The sequence below is a fragment of the Streptomyces sp. NPDC051636 genome (assembly GCF_044453765.1).
Taxonomy (GTDB): domain Bacteria; phylum Actinomycetota; class Actinomycetes; order Streptomycetales; family Streptomycetaceae; genus Streptomyces.
On record NZ_JBITDA010000022.1, the window covers coordinates 129843 to 145614 of the forward strand.

12 protein-coding genes and 1 pseudogene are annotated in these 15772 nt (G+C 68.1%); 1 reads left to right on the plus strand and 12 read right to left on the minus strand.

All coding sequences use genetic code 11. The features are described from left to right. Positions 1-37: 37 nt before the first annotated feature. From sbnB to ACIBBH_RS31205, 6 genes are all read right to left on the minus strand, one after another. Positions 38-1108, minus strand: a complete 1071-nt coding sequence (sbnB, locus tag ACIBBH_RS31180; protein ID WP_399410337.1) for a 2,3-diaminopropionate biosynthesis protein SbnB — start codon at positions 1106-1108, stop codon at positions 38-40. Beyond that, entirely contained in the window at positions 1105-2109 is a 1005-nt protein-coding gene (locus ACIBBH_RS31185) for a TauD/TfdA family dioxygenase (protein WP_399410339.1), read from the minus strand. The genes sbnB and ACIBBH_RS31185 overlap by 4 nt, the downstream gene beginning before the upstream one ends. Beyond that, positions 2027-4690 carry an amino acid adenylation domain-containing protein gene (locus ACIBBH_RS31190; RefSeq protein ID WP_399410341.1) on the minus strand — a complete coding sequence of 888 codons (2664 nt, stop codon included), beginning with the start codon at positions 4688-4690 and terminating at the stop codon, positions 2027-2029. The genes ACIBBH_RS31185 and ACIBBH_RS31190 overlap by 83 nt, the downstream gene beginning before the upstream one ends. Then, positions 4687-7260, minus strand: a complete 2574-nt coding sequence (locus tag ACIBBH_RS31195) for a Pls/PosA family non-ribosomal peptide synthetase (protein WP_399410343.1) — start codon at positions 7258-7260, stop codon at positions 4687-4689. Before ACIBBH_RS31195 ends, ACIBBH_RS31190 begins: the two co-directional genes overlap by 4 nt. 181 nt (positions 7261-7441) lie before the next feature. Continuing rightward, positions 7442-8548: a sensor histidine kinase gene (locus ACIBBH_RS31200; RefSeq protein WP_399410345.1), complete on the minus strand. Its 1107-nt coding sequence runs from the start codon at positions 8546-8548 to the stop codon at positions 7442-7444. Beyond that, positions 8545-9210, minus strand: coding sequence for a response regulator (locus tag ACIBBH_RS31205; protein ID WP_399410347.1), 666 nt, complete (start codon positions 9208-9210; stop codon positions 8545-8547). Before ACIBBH_RS31205 ends, ACIBBH_RS31200 begins: the two co-directional genes overlap by 4 nt. Positions 9211-9554: 344 nt before the next feature. Between ACIBBH_RS31205 and ACIBBH_RS31210 the strand changes: the two genes are divergently transcribed. Next, the gene (locus tag ACIBBH_RS31210; protein WP_399410349.1) at positions 9555-10220 is read left to right on the plus strand and encodes a histidine phosphatase family protein; all 666 of its coding nucleotides are present in this window, start codon (positions 9555-9557) and stop codon (positions 10218-10220) included. A 38-nt stretch (positions 10221-10258) separates the two neighbouring features. Here the strand turns inward: ACIBBH_RS31210 and ACIBBH_RS31215 are convergent. From ACIBBH_RS31215 to ACIBBH_RS31240, 6 genes and pseudogenes are all read right to left on the minus strand, one after another. After that, positions 10259-10554, minus strand: a pseudogene (locus ACIBBH_RS31215) (transposase); the annotation flags it as partial. Positions 10555-10580: 26 nt separating this feature from the next. Beyond that, positions 10581-11576: a DUF5996 family protein gene (locus tag ACIBBH_RS31220; protein WP_399410351.1), complete on the minus strand. Its 996-nt coding sequence runs from the start codon at positions 11574-11576 to the stop codon at positions 10581-10583. A 406-nt stretch (positions 11577-11982) separates the two neighbouring features. Further along, on the minus strand, positions 11983-12378 hold the full coding sequence (locus ACIBBH_RS31225) for a hypothetical protein (RefSeq protein ID WP_399410353.1): 396 nt from the start codon (positions 12376-12378) through the stop codon (positions 11983-11985). A gap of 338 nt (positions 12379-12716) precedes the next feature. Further along, a complete protein-coding gene (locus ACIBBH_RS31230; protein WP_399410355.1) occupies positions 12717-13031 on the minus strand; it encodes a hypothetical protein in 315 nt (104 codons plus the stop codon). Continuing rightward, on the minus strand, positions 13006-14142 hold the full coding sequence (amcB, locus tag ACIBBH_RS31235) for a cyclophane-forming radical SAM peptide maturase AmcB (RefSeq protein ID WP_399410357.1): 1137 nt from the start codon (positions 14140-14142) through the stop codon (positions 13006-13008). Before amcB ends, ACIBBH_RS31230 begins: the two co-directional genes overlap by 26 nt. Then, positions 14102-15514: a tetratricopeptide repeat protein gene (locus ACIBBH_RS31240; protein WP_399410371.1), complete on the minus strand. Its 1413-nt coding sequence runs from the start codon at positions 15512-15514 to the stop codon at positions 14102-14104. The genes amcB and ACIBBH_RS31240 overlap by 41 nt, the downstream gene beginning before the upstream one ends. Between the last annotated feature and the right edge of the window lie 258 nt (positions 15515-15772).

A 15772-nucleotide genomic window follows, 5' to 3' on the forward strand; every position in this document is an offset into this window, starting at 1 on the left:
AAGGGCGGCGCGGTGCCCGATTGGTGCCGCCGGCCTCTCATCCGTAGCGGCTCAGCTCATGGAAGAAGCCGTCGACGACGTGCAGTTCTCCGGAGTCGGCGAGCTGGTCGTAGACGTACTTGCCGAGGACCAGGTCCAGTACCCCCAGGCCGAAGGGTGAGAAGACCACAGGACGGTCCGCCGGCGGTGCGATGCGCCTGGCCATGACGTCCGCGAGTGTGCCGTCGAGGAACTGGCGGTCGCCGGTGAGCTGTTCGGTCAGGTGCGGTGATGTGTCGGCGCGCAGGCAATGTTCGATGTCGTCGACGATGTTGGCCGACGCGAGCAGCACCGCGGGCGCCAGGTCGCGCAGCGACACGTGGAGGACGAGCGGACGGTGCGCGAACCATGCCGGGTCGTGGATGTGGGGACGGGCGGCGACCGTGGCGAAGACGACCAGGTCGCTGAGGCGGATCACCTCTTCGGCGCTGTCGTGCACGGTGATGTTCCCCGCGGCCCCGGACTGCTCCAGGCAGCAACGGAAGGCTGCGGCGTTCTCCGGCGACAGGTCGTACACGCCGACATTCTCGAACGACCAACCCGTGCCGGCCAGGTACGTGTGGATGTAACGGGCGATCAGTCCGGTTCCGACAAAGCCGACGTTCGTCGGGCGCGGCCGGTGCCGGCTGAGCCAATCGGCCGCCAGCGAGGCCGACGCCGCCGTTCGCGAAGCGCTGATGATCGAACTTTCGAGGCACGCGAACGGATAGCCGGTGTCATGGTCGTTGAGGATGAGTACCGCAGATGCCCGGGGGATGCCGGCGGTCACGTTCTGGGGGAAGCTGGAAATCCACTTGAGGCCGTCCACCCGTGTGGCGCCACCGATCGACGCGGGCAGCGCGATGATCCGGGAAGTCGGACGATCGTCGAAACGCAGGAAATAGGAGGGCGGGTTCACCGAGTCCCCTTCGTCGTGCAGCCGATAGGCGTCCTCGACCAGCTCCACGATTCGCTGTTCCCTGCCCTGCAGCACCCGTTGCACCTGCGCCCCGGAGACGACGGCGAAGGCAGGCACACGCGGCGTCCCGGACGGTGTGAACCGGGTGGCGGGGGAGTAGGCGGTGGTCATGACGGGATCACCTCCACGGTCGGCGAGCAGTCGGCCAGTTGCACGGCGTCGGCCAGGGCGACAAGCACCTCGCGCCGTCCGTCGTAGGCTTCCCTGCTGTGTGCGGTGCGCAGGTTGTCGACAAGCAGCAGGTCGCCGTCCCGCCAGGGTTCACGTACGGTGTTGGCCTGGTAGACCCTGTTGATGAGGTCGATGGTCTCCTGTGAGATCGCGTCGCCGTTCCCGTACCGGGTGTTGAACGGCAGCCCGTCGGCGCCGTAGAGATCCACCAGGTACTCGTGTATTTCGGGATCCAGTGTCCATTCGCTGAGGAACGCGATCTGGTTGAACCAGCAGCGCCGCCCCGTGAGCGGGTGACGGATCACGGCGCTGCGGCGCTGCCTTGTGCGCAGGCCGCCGTCGGGCAGCCAGGTGAATTCGATCGCGGCGGCGCGGCAGTAGTTCTCTACGCAGGTGCGGTCGTCGGTACCGAATGCCTCGGTCCAGGAGGCGCCGATGTCGTCGTTGTAGTTCCGGGTGAGCAGCCATCCCGTGTACTCGAAGCGTTCGACGAGTTCGCCTGGAAGGGCGTCGAGTACGGTCGGCGAGTCGGCGAGGGCCGTCGCACCGCCGCTGGTGGGTGCACTCAGGCAGGCGAATTGCATGATGCCCGGGAACCGGAGGGCGTAGCTGAGCTCGTGGTGCATGCACATCGGCTGGTTGGGCGGCCACTTCGACGACGAGTACACGCCGTTGCCGTAGGTCCGCCGTGTGGCGAACGCTTCCCTTTCGTCCATCAGGCCAGTGGCCAGCTGCCTGAAGACCGAGGCGGTCTCGGACAGGTCATGCAGGCCAAGACCGCGGACAAGAAGGGCACCGTGCTCGGTGACAAGGCTCCGCAGCTCGTCCCGGTGTTCGGCCGTCCAACGGGAAGCGGCGTCAGTCGGACCGGTCGTCAGGATCGGCATCCTGTCGAGCCGCAGGTCCAGCTCGAGCGGTCGCGTGGTGAATGAGGAGGACATCTCGCATTGCCTCCGGTGGCGGATCAACGGTTGGGGACGACGCGACTCGGGCATCGAGCAGCCGGGCCAGGTCGGCGAGGACCGGATGCCGAGTGAGGTCTTTCAGGGACAGCGCGCGGTCGAGGCGGATGGCGAGCTGCACCGCGGTGAGTGAGGTCCCGCCGTTGTCGAAGAAGTGATCGTGACGGCCGATCCGGTGCCGCGGGATGCCGAGCACCGTGGCCCAGGCGGCGGCCAAGCGCTCTTCTGTCGGTGTGCGCGGTGGTTCGTCGGACTCTGAGCCGGTGGCGTCGGCGGTGCCGCGGGGCCCGGTGTTGTCCAGCTCCGTGGCGAGCGAGGTCAGGGCCTTGCGGTCCACCTTGCCGTTCACCGTCAGCGGCAGGTCGCTGAACCAGTGGAAGCCCGAGGGGACCATGTAGGCGGGCAGCCACCTGCCCAGCTGATCGCGCATGGCGCTGTCCGCGAGCGGAGGCTCACCGCAGCAGAAGGCCACGAGGCGCTTGCCCCGTTCGCCCTGCGTGACCGCAACCGCGCCGGTGTGCACGCCGGGTACCTTCAGCAGGGCGTTCTCGACATCCTCGATCTCGATGCGGAAGCCGCGGATCTTGACCTGGCTGTCCCGGCGGCCGAGGAAGTCCAGCTTGCCCCCGGGCAGCCAACGGCCGTAGTCGCCGCTTCGGTAGAGCCGGTCACCGGTGCGGTAGGGATCGGCCGTGAACGACCGGCGCGTGCGTTCCGGGTCGTTGACGTAGCCGCGGCCGACGCAGACTCCGGAGAACACGATCTCGCCGGGCGCGCCGAGCGGTACCAGTGACAGGTTCTCGTCGACGACGCGGACCTGCACGTTGTGGACGGGACGGCCGAGCGGGATCCGCTCGGTGTCCGGTACCCGGTCCATGACTTCGTGGTTGGTGTCGTCCGAGGTTTCGGTGAGCCCGTAGGCGTTGACGAGCCTGATTCCGGGCTGTGCGGAGAACCAGCGCTCTACGAGCTCCTTTTTCAACGCCTCGCCGGTGACCGACACGCACCGCAGGTCGGGCAACTCGCGCGGGCACCGCTCAAGGTACGACAGCACGGCGTCGAGGTACGACGGCACGGCCTGCAGGACGTTGACCCGGCCGCCGGCGATGGTGTCGACGTACCGCGGGATGTCCCCGATCACTTCCTGCGGAACCAGCAAGGTGCGCCCGCCGGCGACAAGGGCCGCGAGCAGCTGCCACAAGGAGATGTCGAAGCACTGCGGCGCGGTCTGGGCGACGACCTGCCCCTCGCCGATCCGCAGATCGTCGATCTTGGCGTAGATGTGGTTGAGCATCCCCGCGTGTTCGCACATCGCGCCTTTGGGCTCTCCGGTGCTGCCTGAGGTGAAGTAGATGTAGGCGAGCTGGTTCAGGGACACGTCGGTGCCGGGGTTGCCGACTGCGTGCACTTCGTCGAAGACCGCATCGATGAGCAGTGTCCGTACGTCTGGCAGGGTGCCGACGGCTTGGGAGACAGGCGTGGTGCTGCCGGGCTCGGTCAGCACGAGCCGACACCTGGCGCGGGACAGCGTGTTCGCTATGCGATCGGCGGGGAAGTGCGGCTCGATGGGCAGGTAGACACCCCCGGCTTTGAAGACTCCCAGCACAGCGGCCGCCCAGTTGAGGTTGCGCTGGGTCACCACCGCAATGACGTCCTCGCGCCCGACACCGCGCCCGAGCAGGGCCCGGGCCACTTGGTTGGCACGTTCGTCGAGCTCCGCGTACGTCCACTGCCGGGTTCCGTGCACCAGGGCCACCGTGTCCGGGTGATCCCGTACGCGCTGCTCGAACAGCTCGTGGACACAACTGTGCGGAAGCTCGCGCGGTGGACCGGCCAGTCCATCGAGCTGGAAGCGGATCTCCGAGGCGGACAGCAGGCTCTGCCGCCCGTGCGGAGCACTGGGATCGGCGGCCATCAGGGTCAGGGCGGTCAGGTGGTAGCCGGCGATCCGTGCGGCGCACTGGGCGTCCAGGGCGTCGCGACGGTACCGCAGCCGAAGGACGGGTCGGCTGCGGTGCCGTGCGAACACGACCTTCAGCACAGTGCGGGTGGGGAGGCCGTCGTCAGGGTCCGCCTCGTCCCTGTGGTGGGCTGGGAACGGCGCGAACACCGCCTCGCTCGGTGGTCCGGGCAGGCCCGACTCGCGCTCGAGATCCTCGACGGGAAGGTGCTGGTGTGCCAGCAGGTATGCTTCGGCACGCCGGGCTTCGCCTGCCAGTTCCTTCCAGGACGGGGGATTCGTCGTCAGGGTGCACGGCAGCGGCCGGTCACCCGGCTGGGCGAGGTAGCCGGTGGTGACCTCGTGCTCGCCGGTCAACGCGGCGAGCACTTTGGCGTGCGCCGTCAGGAGGACGGAGCTGATCGGCACGGCCATGTCGTCGGCCAACCGGTGCGCTGCGGTCATGACTTCCTCGGGGATCTCCGTCTCGTGCGCCGCAACGCCCGACTCCGCCGTGAGGGACCAGCGCGGAATGGTGGTGACCCCGCCGCGGGTGAGAACGGACCGCCAGAAGTCCCTGTCGTCGGCCGGGAACACGTCGGCGCCGGCTGAGCCGGTCATCGGTCGCACCTCCCTGCGCCGTCGTAGGCCCCATCCAGCTCCCGGGCCGGATTCCCGCCCCACCGGGAGTGCCGGGGGACCACCTCACCCTTCATGAGGAAGGAGTCCGGGGCGAGCACCGCGCCGTCGCCCATGCTCACCCCGTAGTGCACGAGGGCGCCGACTCCGACCGTGCAACCGTGGCCGAGCGTGGTGGTGTCGGACTTGCACGTGCCGTCCTCCTGCGAGTGGCACTGAATGACGCTTCCCGCGTTCAGCGTGCACGCGTCGCCGATGGCCGCCATCGTCCGCTCGGTCACGTAGCAGCCGTCGTCGAACACCTTGTGTCCGACGCGGACGCCCAGGAGCCGCCAGATCAGGTTCTTGAACGGCGTGCCGTTGAAGATCCGCAGATACGTCTCGGACGGCACCTTCCAGTAACGCTCGCGCCACCAGAACCGGGGATCGTAGATCGAGCAGTAGAGAGGACCCGGACGGTTCACCGCAGTGAGGACGCGCTCTACGAGGACGAAGTACACCGCGGTGAAAACGAGAACGAGGAGGTCGGCCAGCGCGAAGGCAGGCGCGCCCAGCAGCGCATAGGTGTCGGCGGCCCCGGCGGCGAGCAGCGCGGCGCCCGCAACGTAGATCCACCGCGTCAGCAGGTACCAGCCCATGGTGGCCGCGTTGTGCCTGTTCTTCGCCGCCAGCCCACGGCGAAGCTCCTCGCCGCCTATGTCGAATCGGCTGTCGCGCAGGACCGACCGGGGTATTTCGAAGCTGGGTGACCCCAACACCCCCACGCCTTCGCGGATCTCGCCGTCGACAGGGACCATGACCTTGGTCGCCAGAAGGCAGTTGTCACCCATGCGTGCCCGCGGCGGATACGCGATCCGGTTTCCCAGGAAGCTGTGCGCCCCGATCGAGGTCCGGGACACCCGGAACGCGGTACTGGAGAAGTCGGCATTCACGATCGACAGCCCGTCGGCGACCATCGTCCCGGAGCCGACGAAGCTGAGGAACGGGGTGTCATGCCTGACGTCCGTACCGAAATTCGACCCCGTCTGCTCGATGTGGGAGAAGCCGTAGCCGATGCCACGCAGATAGTGGACGATGCAGGAGCTGTCTCCGAACAGACGGGTGAGGAACCTCCTGTTGGTAAGCCGCGCGACAGCTCGGTGTGTCGCATGGCGCCATCCGTACAACGGGTAGTCGCGGCCCGGTACGACGGCGCGATGGAGCACACGGGGTACCACGCTGACGAGCAGCAGGCACAGTGGCACACCGCCGAAGACCAGCACGGCGGCAGCGAGCGCGACGTCACGGCAGAACGTGCCGTTGGCCATGACCGCGGGTCCCGGCTCGATGACCATTCTGAGTTCAGGGATCGCGACCAGCAGCATGACCGCGCCACCGACAGCGAGCGGCACGTACACCAGCAATGCGGCCACCAATTGCAGAACGCTGTGCACCGCTCTGCGTAGCGTGGCGTGCGGTGTCTCGCCGACTACCTGGAAGTTCACCTCGGTCCGCTGTGCCGGGGAGCCGTGCCAGTGCTCACCGTCGGGGACCACCTGCCCGCTGTGCAGCGAGGAGGCATGGCCCAGCTGGGCTCCGTCGCCCAGCTCTGTCGCGATGTCGATCACCGTGGCCTCGCTGACCACCACGGACTTCCCGATACTGACCGGGCCCGGCTGGATCACGCCCGCATGGGCGCGGTAACAGGAAAAGAACGAGTCCTTCCGGATGACGGTGCTCCCACCAATGGTGAGCAAGTCTGTGCAAACAGGCACGTTGCGGGAGAGGATCACGGACCCCCGCCCGATGTCGGCACCCAGCGCCCGCAGATACAGCACATACAGCGGCGAGCCGACGAACAACACCAGTGGATCCGAGCGGATCAGCGTCCTGACAATCCAGAAGCGGACGTATCCCAGGGACCATATGGGAATCCGGCTCGGCTTCCACCGTCCGATGAGTATCCACTTGACAAGGATGGGGAAGGCGCACAGCCCCAGGAAGCCGGCGCCGCCGAACAGCACCGACCTCACATACACACCGAGCACGCCGGACCCGGCGGATATCCACTCGTACCCCCAGGCGGTGGCCACGGCCACGAGATAGGTGTAGCTGAGGAAGGCGAGAGCCTGAAGGAATCCACACACGATGTAGTGCGTCGTGCTCGCCGTCGCACCAAGTGGTGGCGCCGTGGCACCAAGTGGCGGCCCTGTGCGTGACTCCTGGGTGGCACTGCGCGGTGGCGCGGGGCGTGGAGGCGCCACGGGTACCGCCGCCGCCAGATCTCTGATCGTGGGATTTTGATAGACGTCCTTCATCGACACCGAGGGCAGATCCGCCCTCTTGCGAAGCCGCGCGCAGAAATGGGCCATCACCAGGGAGTCGGCTCCCAGGTCGTCGAAGAAGTGACTGTCGACGGGCACCTGCTCGACGCGCACCAGATCGGCCATCACTTCCGCGAGGGCCTGCTCCAGTGAGTGCGCGACGTCCTCATCGCCCGGCGGCGGGACTTGTTGGGAAGTCGGAGGTCCCACCTCGGCCGCGCGTGGCGTGAGCTTCGAATCTGACGTCATAACTTATATACGGAGCACGTACAGAGAAGTATTGAGGAATCCTGGAACTTCTCCCCAATGTATGTTCATTTTCCCACTGCCTCCGGACCCCGGCCAGTGGAGTGATCGCCAGGCGGGCCGTCGAGGAACTCGGGGAACGCGGACGCTGACCGGGTTGCGGCAGTCAGGGGCCTGCCCCCGGTCACGGTGCCTGTTCGGTGGGTAGTTCCAGGCGGAGCTCATAGCCGCCGTCGGCGGTAGGGCCGCAGGTGACGGTGCCGCCCAGCAGCGCGGCGCGCTGTCGCAGGCCGATCAGGCCGTAGTGCGCACTGGGCAGGGGGAAGGGGGGCCGGGCCGGCGCGGTATTGCTGACGGTGACACGGACGGTGTCGCCTTCGCGGCAGGCGTGCACGGTCGCGGTGGCGCCGGGCGCGTGTTTGCGGACGTTGGTCAGCGCTTCCTGGACGGTGCGGTAGACAGCGCGCTGGAGGGCCGGCGAGAGGCCGTCGGGCAGGTCTGTTTTCAGGTCGGCGTCGATGCCGCTGGCGTCGACCAGCCGCCGCAGGTCGGTCAACGAGGGTTGCGGGGTGAGTTCCGTGGGGCGACCCTGCGAGTCGCGCAGGACGTTCACCATGTGCCGCAGTTCGTCCAGTGTCTGCACGCTCAGCCGACGGATGGTGGCTGCGGCCTCCTTGGCCTCGGCGTCCCGCGTACCGACCTGGAGCGCTCCCGCCCGCACCGCGATCAGACTGACCTGGTGGGAGACCACATCGTGCATCTCGCGCGCGAGCTGTGCACGTTCCTTGGCCAGGACGGCCTGCTCGGTCAGCCGCCGCTCGTGGTCACGCGCCTGGGAGATCTCGGCAAGCCGCAGCGACAGGTCACGCCGGGCCTGGACGAGCTGACCGAGGAAGACGGGAGCCGCAGCCGTGGCCGCGGTATAGCCCAGAGCGATCAGGGCCGAGGTGTTCCAAAGGCCGAGGTGCAGTGATGGCGACGCGGAGGTCATGTCGCTGAGTGTCAACGCCATGGCACACAAGGCCAGCACAGTCCGGCGCCGAGTGAGCGAGGCGAGCGTGTACAGGGCCGCCAGAGCGGCGAAGATCGCGTCCGAGAGCAGGACGGCGGGCAAGGTGAGCCCGAAGGTGAGCAGCGGCAGGCGCCGGCGCAGCACAAGCACGCAGGCGGCGGTCAGGGCGAAGGCCATCCGCAGCGGATCGGCGGGGTCGATGTTGACCCACGCGTCGATCAGGGCGGCCCCGACGAAGGCGGCATCCGGCAGGGCGTCGGCGAGGCGGCGGGACATCATCCTGGCTCCAGGCGCCGGGGCGGTCTGAGAAGTCCCGCGCGTTCGGCGAGCAGGGCCGCCTGGACCCGGCTGCTCACCTCCAACTTGCTGAGGACTGCACTCACGTGGTCCTTGACCGTGCCTGTGCTCAGGTGCATCCGGGCGGCGATGTCGGCGTTGGACAGTCCCTCGGCGATGAGGACGAGCACGGCGCGTTCCCGGTCGGTCAGCCGTTCCAGGCTGCGGGCGGCGGGTTCCTGGCAGCCGGCCTGCAGGTATCCGTTCACCACTGTCCGCGTGACCTTGGACGACAGAACGGTGCCACCGTCGGCCAGGGCCCGCACGAGGAACGGGAGCTCCTCCGGATCGGTGTCCTTGAGCAGAAAGCCTGCCGCGCCCGAGCGCAGGGCCGTGACGACGTACTCGTCCATGTCGAATGTCGTGAGCATGGCCACCACCGGGGGCTGCTGCAGTCGGAGCAATCCGGCCAGGACGGTGAGTCCGTCCACGTCCGGCATGCGGATGTCCAGCAGGACGACGTCGGGATGCCTCTCCTGGGCCGTCTGGACCGCCTCGCCACCGGAAACCGCTGCGACGACCTCGATGTCGCCCGCGGCGTCGAGGATGCGCCGGAAGCCCGTACGGATCAGGGCCTCGTCGTCGACCACCAGTACCCGGATCACGCGTGCTCCACTCATCATCGGATCACTCTCCGATTCGTACCACGCCGGCAAGCGCCCCGCAGTCGCCCACACCAGAACCGTCCAGGCGGCGGGGGTGTCGCCCGCCGGTCGGCGGGGCATTTCCGGACTCCTGCCGGATGGTGGCGGCCCCCGGGGCCGCCAACCCTTGAGGACAGGAGCACACGGGAGCAACAGCGCCGACCGCCGTGCTCCGGTGAGGCGGGGACCGGCGGCCGGCGCAGACCGCGCACCCTGGCCGGCAGTCACCAGGACGGCCGATCGGCACCGATCTCGCGGTGTCACACCCGCCGGCGTGATGCCGGGCCACAGAGGAGGGCAGTCGCATGACGATCCGCCTGACACTTGTATGCGCGCACACAGAAGAGATGTCCGCAGATGCGGTCTTCGGTCACCGCGCTCTCCATGACGACGACCCGCGTGAGGCACGTGCCGTCCTTGAAGCGACTCCTTTCCGCTCGCCGGTCGTGCGGTCGCCCTCCACCTGCTGCGCGCTGACTGCGGCAGCCTTCGGACTCGAGACCACAGTGGATCCGGCGCTGCGCGACATCGACTACGGGACGTGGCGCGGCCACAGGGTGGCCGAGGTCGCCGCCGCAGACCCTCACGGGTACAGCGCCTGGCTCACGGACCCGGATGCCGCGCCGCACGGCGGCGAATCCGTACGTCAACTCTGCCACCGGACCGCGCACTGGCTCAACAGCCTGCCCCGTCAGACGGGCGACGCCGTGGCCGTCGCCGAACCAGCCGTGGTGAAGGCCCTGCTCGTCAATGCCCTGTCCGCACCGGCACGAGCATTCTGGAGGGTCGAGGTACCGCCTCTGTACATCGTCTCCCTCAGGTGGCGCGGTGACGCCTGGGACATCCGGCCGGCCAACGACTCTCTGCCGAGTGAAGCGGCTCGGCATTCCTCTCTCCAGCACCACGCTGACGTGACCCGGCGCACGGTCGGCCATCGCGGTCCGCACCGCGCGCAGGTCCCCGCGGCCTGACCCCGGCCCGCCCGCCGGTGGAAGCCGCGCACTCCGCCGGGGTGCCCCGCGGTGTGTGCCTGCCGGGGCGGGACGGCCCTGCGCGGGACGCGGTCCGCTCGTATCCGGGCCACGACCTGCACGGGCAGGTCGCCCAGGAGGAATGCCAGGCGAAGGGGGGCGTCGTATCCGGCGTCCGCAATGATGAGGATGCCCGGGTCACCCGCCTGCTCCTGCCCGGCGGTGATCAGCCGCTCCAGCAGCTCGCGCAGCTTCCCGGCGGTGACGTCGGCGGAGTCGGACCCGGCGCCGGGTGGACCACGGGCAAGGGCGCCGTCCAACCCGTTGGACCGGGGTGGTCGGCAAGGGGCGGAGCCATGTTCATCGCCCATTCCTGTCTGGGGTGTCCGGTCTCCTCTTCGGTGATGGTCTACCCTGCTGTCGCCACCGGTTCGGGTCCACTTCCAGGGCCGCCCGGTCCCAGCCGCTGTGTTCCGCGGCAGCCTCGTAGGTCGTGTGCAGGAAATCAGTGAGGGTCCGGTCCGGGTCGGCCGCAGTACGCACCGCCTCGTACGGCAGTAGGAACTGGCCGAAGTCAGGGTCGTAGAACGCGTCGGCCGGGGCGACCGGCTGGTCGGCGAAGCCATCCGGCTCGGGATAGGCATACGAGTAGAAGGCTCCCTCCTCACCGCCGCCGGGCCAGAAACCGCAACTGCTCAACTCGCGCGAGTAGCCCTCCACCATCACCCAGTCACCGCAGTTCGGAGCGCCGCCGGGATGCGGCGGCGCCGCCCGTCCTGAGAACCTCGTGCAGGCCAGGTCCATGGCTCCCCAGAAGAAGTGCACGGGGCTCACCTTGCCGGCGAAGTACGAGCGGAATTCCCCCATCACCCGATTGGCCTGCAGCAACTGCCGCCAGAAGAGCTGCGCGGCGCTCGGGTCGTACGAAGTGTGCTGGTGGTCTTCCTCGAAGGGGATCGCCGGGTCCACCTCGTTGGGAGACGCGTTGATCTTCGTCTCGATTCCCAGCTCACTCAGGGCGTGCATCGTCTGGCGGTAGAAGTCGGCCACCGGCCTGGGCTCCAGGGCCACGCTGCGGTTGGCGCCGTCGCTGCTGCGGATACGCAGCTGATGGTCGAGGAAGTCGAACTCGATGTCGAAGGCCCCCGAGCGGTAGGGGATCGCCGACGTGGTCAGGCCGCGCGGGCTGACATACAAGGTGACCTGCCACCAGTGATTGACCAGGGGCGCGTGGGCCAGCCGGATCTTGCCGACGATCTGGGTCCACATGTGCAGTGTGTCCCGGGACTCGGTCCAGTCGGCGACTCGCAGCCGCGGCCACGTCGTCCGCGACGCCCCATTGGAGACCACGGCCACAGCACACTCCTCCCGGGACAACTGGCCGATACAGACCACGCTGCCCTCAGCCGAAGAATCAGGCAACCCGGCAGGAAACCCGGCGCGCCTCACCGGCCACTGCACCGGGACGCGTGCATGCTCCACGGGCAGCCGTCGCCCGCATCGCCAAGAGTGATCCAGCGTTCTCGGGGCGACCGGGGGACAGGGGGCGCCGTCGTCAGCGCGTTGCTGTCCCGTGGTGCCGCCGTCCGTGGTGGCGCGGCAAGGCCCTCAGCCTGCGGACGCCGGTTCCTGGACAGCCCGAGGTCCGTGGTGTGGGCTCTGCCCGACCCTATCGACGTGCGGCAACCATCATCACGGCGGGCCCGGTCAGGACGGTGGCGGCGCCCGGCATGCAGCGGAGCGGTGTAGCCGAGGCGGGCGCTCACGGCGAAGCCGCCGAGCCAGGCGCCCAGGACGTTGCCGATGCTGGAGGCAGAGACGTTGGCGCCGGCGGCGAGCGGCACCCCGCGAGCGTGGTCGGTGACACGCGTGATCGAGCCGGAGCACTGGCGAACCCGAACAGTCCCGTCAGGAAGACCAGGACCACCGACGCGGTCGGGCCGGCGGCCGGCAGCCCGAACGTGGTGAGAGTGACGGTGAGACCGGCCAAGGAAGCGATCAACGTAAGGTCGCGATTGCGCTCGGCGGTGCGTCCACCGACCATGTTCCCGATCACCAGGCCGCTGCCGTACACGACGCGCAGCCGGGCGACATCCGTGCTGGAGAAGCCGGTGACCCGGGTGAAGGTGTAGGCGAGGTAGCTGATCGCGCCGAACACCTCGCCGTAACCGAGTGCGGCAAGGGTCAGACAGACCTGCCTCGACCGGAAGGCGCGCAGTTGGAATGCGGCCTGTTCGCGAGGCCGCCCAGCCCGGCACCAGCACGGCGATGGCGACCGCGGCGATGACGCCTATGCGGGTGATCGCCCAGAACGTGGCACGCCGGCCCCAGCGTTCGCCGACCAGGGCGCCGAATGGTAGGGTCCAGCACGTTCGCGACCGTCAGCCAGGCGAACATCACCGCCACCGCCCTCGACGCCCGCTCCGGGGCGACCATGCGGCGTGCGACGAGCGAGCCGATGCGTACCCGGAGATATGACGTGTCGTCCCGGGCTCGTCAGTCGCGGGTCTCCGTGTCGGCGGACGTGCTGTCCTCCCCTGCCACCGCCTCTTCCGCTGGATCCGAAAGAGAGTCGGAAGCCGTCGTCTCCTCGGTGGTCTCGGAGGGCTCGCTGCACCAGTCGTAGGCGCGATGGTCCCGTCCGTCTGACCACTCGTCCATAGTCGCGGAGACCAGGACGTCTGCGCGCAGGACTGGCTGGGCGGAAGCGGACGGGGTCAGGGCTGTCTCCGAGACCAGCGCGGACAGGGCGGACCGATGGGCTTCGACACGCCTGTGCAGGCTCTCACCGGACTCGGGATGATTGGACACTGCGGATCAGTCCCTCCATGAGGCGCTTTTTGCTGTTGCGGCAGTACGTGGTTTCCGTAACGTCGAAGCGGCCAGTCTCGAAGTACTTGTTCGCCGGCTGACCGCCGAGGCAGTAGGCGAAGTGGTCGCAGTTGGTTCGGCACGCCTCGATACCCTCCAGGGCTTCGGACACCCAGGTGGTTTCCGCAGCGTGCCGTATCAGTTCGGTCAGGGCACCGTCGACTACGTTGCCGACGGTGAGTGCGCCCAGGCGCGCGGAGGAGAAACCCGCCAGGTCCGGCCCCAGCACCGTCACCTCGCCGTCCCAGCTGATCATGGGCATCGGGTCACGGGGCACCAGAGCCCTGTCCTCGGATTGCCCGGACAGTTCGGCCGCGAGGTAGCGGCAGGCGTGGTCGAACTCGCGGATTCGGACCCGTTGGTCGGCCCTCCATCGAGCGGCCAGTGCGGCCCAGAACGCGACGACCTGGTCGTCATCCACTGACGCCTTGGAATGGGTGCCTTTCCGTTCGACGATGTTGACGCCGAGAGTTCGGCATCCCAGTGCCGCGAACCAGTCGTACAGCTCCGCCGCTCGTTCGGGGTCCGTATCCCGGACCACGGCGATCGCCGAGTAGGGAATTCCGTGACCGCGCAGCTTGGAGACGCCACGCAGAGCCGCGGCGAAGCTCTCCTCTCCGCCGCGAGTGGTGCGCTGGCGGTTGAACCCTTGCGGACCGTCCAAGCTGACCGTTACATCGACGCGATGCCGGAGGAAAGCGTCGCACCAAGCGTCGTCGATGAGCGTGGCGTTGGTCTGCACAGCGTGCCGGATATGATTCCGGCCCGCGTGAAAGCGTTCCAGGAGCTCGGTGAAACCGGGTACACCTAAAGTGAGCGGTTCCCCACCGTGCCACACCACTCGTACCGGGTGTGTGTCCGACCATGCTCGTACGGCGCGCGCCACGCTGTCCGCTACCTTGTCCGACATGCGTCGGCGGACGAAACGCTGCGGCAAATAGCAGTACGAGCAATCGAGGTTGCACGATGTAATGGGCTGGAGGAAGATCACTGACGCGGTCGTGGACAGCTCAACCACCGGCCACCGTCCCTTGCAACCGGACTGCCTCACGTCGGACCCCTTCCGCCTCCTCGGTATGGCCAAGGGCCGACGCGGCGGTGGCGAGAAGCTCGAGCGAACGGACCTGACCGTGGACGTCCGCGAAGACCTCACGGAACAGCGACAGGGCCCGTCTGTGGCATTCCGCGGCCTGCTCGTGGCGTCCCAGAGCTGTGAGCGCAGCGCCCAAGTCGTTGAGGGCCAGCGCCTCTCGGTACTGCTCTCGCTGCTCACGGAACGCACGTAGCGCCTCGGCATGGTGCTCCACGGCCTGGGCGACCCGGCCCATTCTCAGCAGAGTGAGGGCGAGATCATTGCGGGCCGTGGCTGCGGCCTCGGCATGACTCAGCAGTCCGAAGAGCTGCGTGGCCCGCGCATGATCCTCGCAAGCGGCCTCGAACCGTGCGAGACATCGCCGGGCCCGCCCCCTGTTGTTGGTGGCGACGGCTTCGAGATACGTGTCTCCAAGGGATCGGAAAACTTCGCAGGCGCCGTTGATCCGTTCCAGCGCCTCGCTGAAGCGTCCCGTCCTCAAGTAGACAGTGCCAAGTCCGTTCTGTGCCATTGCCGCTGTGTGCTTCGCTCCCGAAGCGCGCAGCAGAGTGTCCGCCGTCTTGAAGACCTCGACAGCCACATCGAAACGGCGAGCAGCAAGTAGGGCGTTGCCCAGGTTGTATGTCGCTTTGCCCTGCCCCAGCGGGGACCTGAGCGCGCGGAAGGCCTCCAGGGCGCGTTCGTGTGCTTCGATGGCGGCGTCGACACGGCGCAGGTAACGCAAGGCAATCCCCAGGTTGTCCTGTGACATTGCCTCCAGGTAGGGATCCCCTAGCAGCTGGGCGCCCTGGATCGCGTAACCATACACGGTGGCGGCATCGTCGAAGTGCCGCTGCCAGCCCAGGTAGTGACACAGACTCAGGGCGTACTCAGTAGCGACTGGGGCATGTGCCGGATCTGCTGCCCACTGGGTGGCGGCAACGAGCCCCGCGCGTTCCCCGTCCAGCCAGGCCAGGGCCTCGTGCCGGTCGGCGAAGCCGCTGCGCAGCGTTTCTCCGGTGACGGGTTTGAGGTAGGCATGGCTGTCCAGGGCGCGGGCGTGATATCGGTCGATCAGCCGAGCCCGTGCGGCCTGGGCATCCGCGCTGTAGTCGAGGTTCTCGCTCGCTTTGGCGGCGGCGTAGGCGCGGACCAGGTCGTGCATGCGCCAGCGGCCGCGGTTGCTGCCCGCCTCGATCAGATGGGCCCTGACGAGTGCGTCGAGGTCGCGTGGTGTCGGGACGGAGCCGGCGAGTGCTGTCAAGGCCTCCAGTCCAGTCTCCGGGCCGGGCGCGATGGCCAGGAGCCGCAGGAGCCGTGCCGCGTCGTCGCTCAGACGGCGGTATGACATATCGAAGGCGGCTCCTACCGCCCGCTCGCCGTCGTCCAGTTGATCGATCCTGGTCGTTGCGTCGGCGAGATCGTCTGCCAGCTCTTTGACCGGTTTGCCCGGGTCATTGATCAGCAGCGCGGCGGCGATATGCAGTGCAAGGGGGAGGCATCCGCACAAGGCACTTAGACGTCGTTTCAGTTGGTGAGCCTGCGGTAGCTGATGAGGGCTGCGGCGATGCCGACGAAGGCCAGGAAGTGCTCGGCCTTTCGCTCGTAA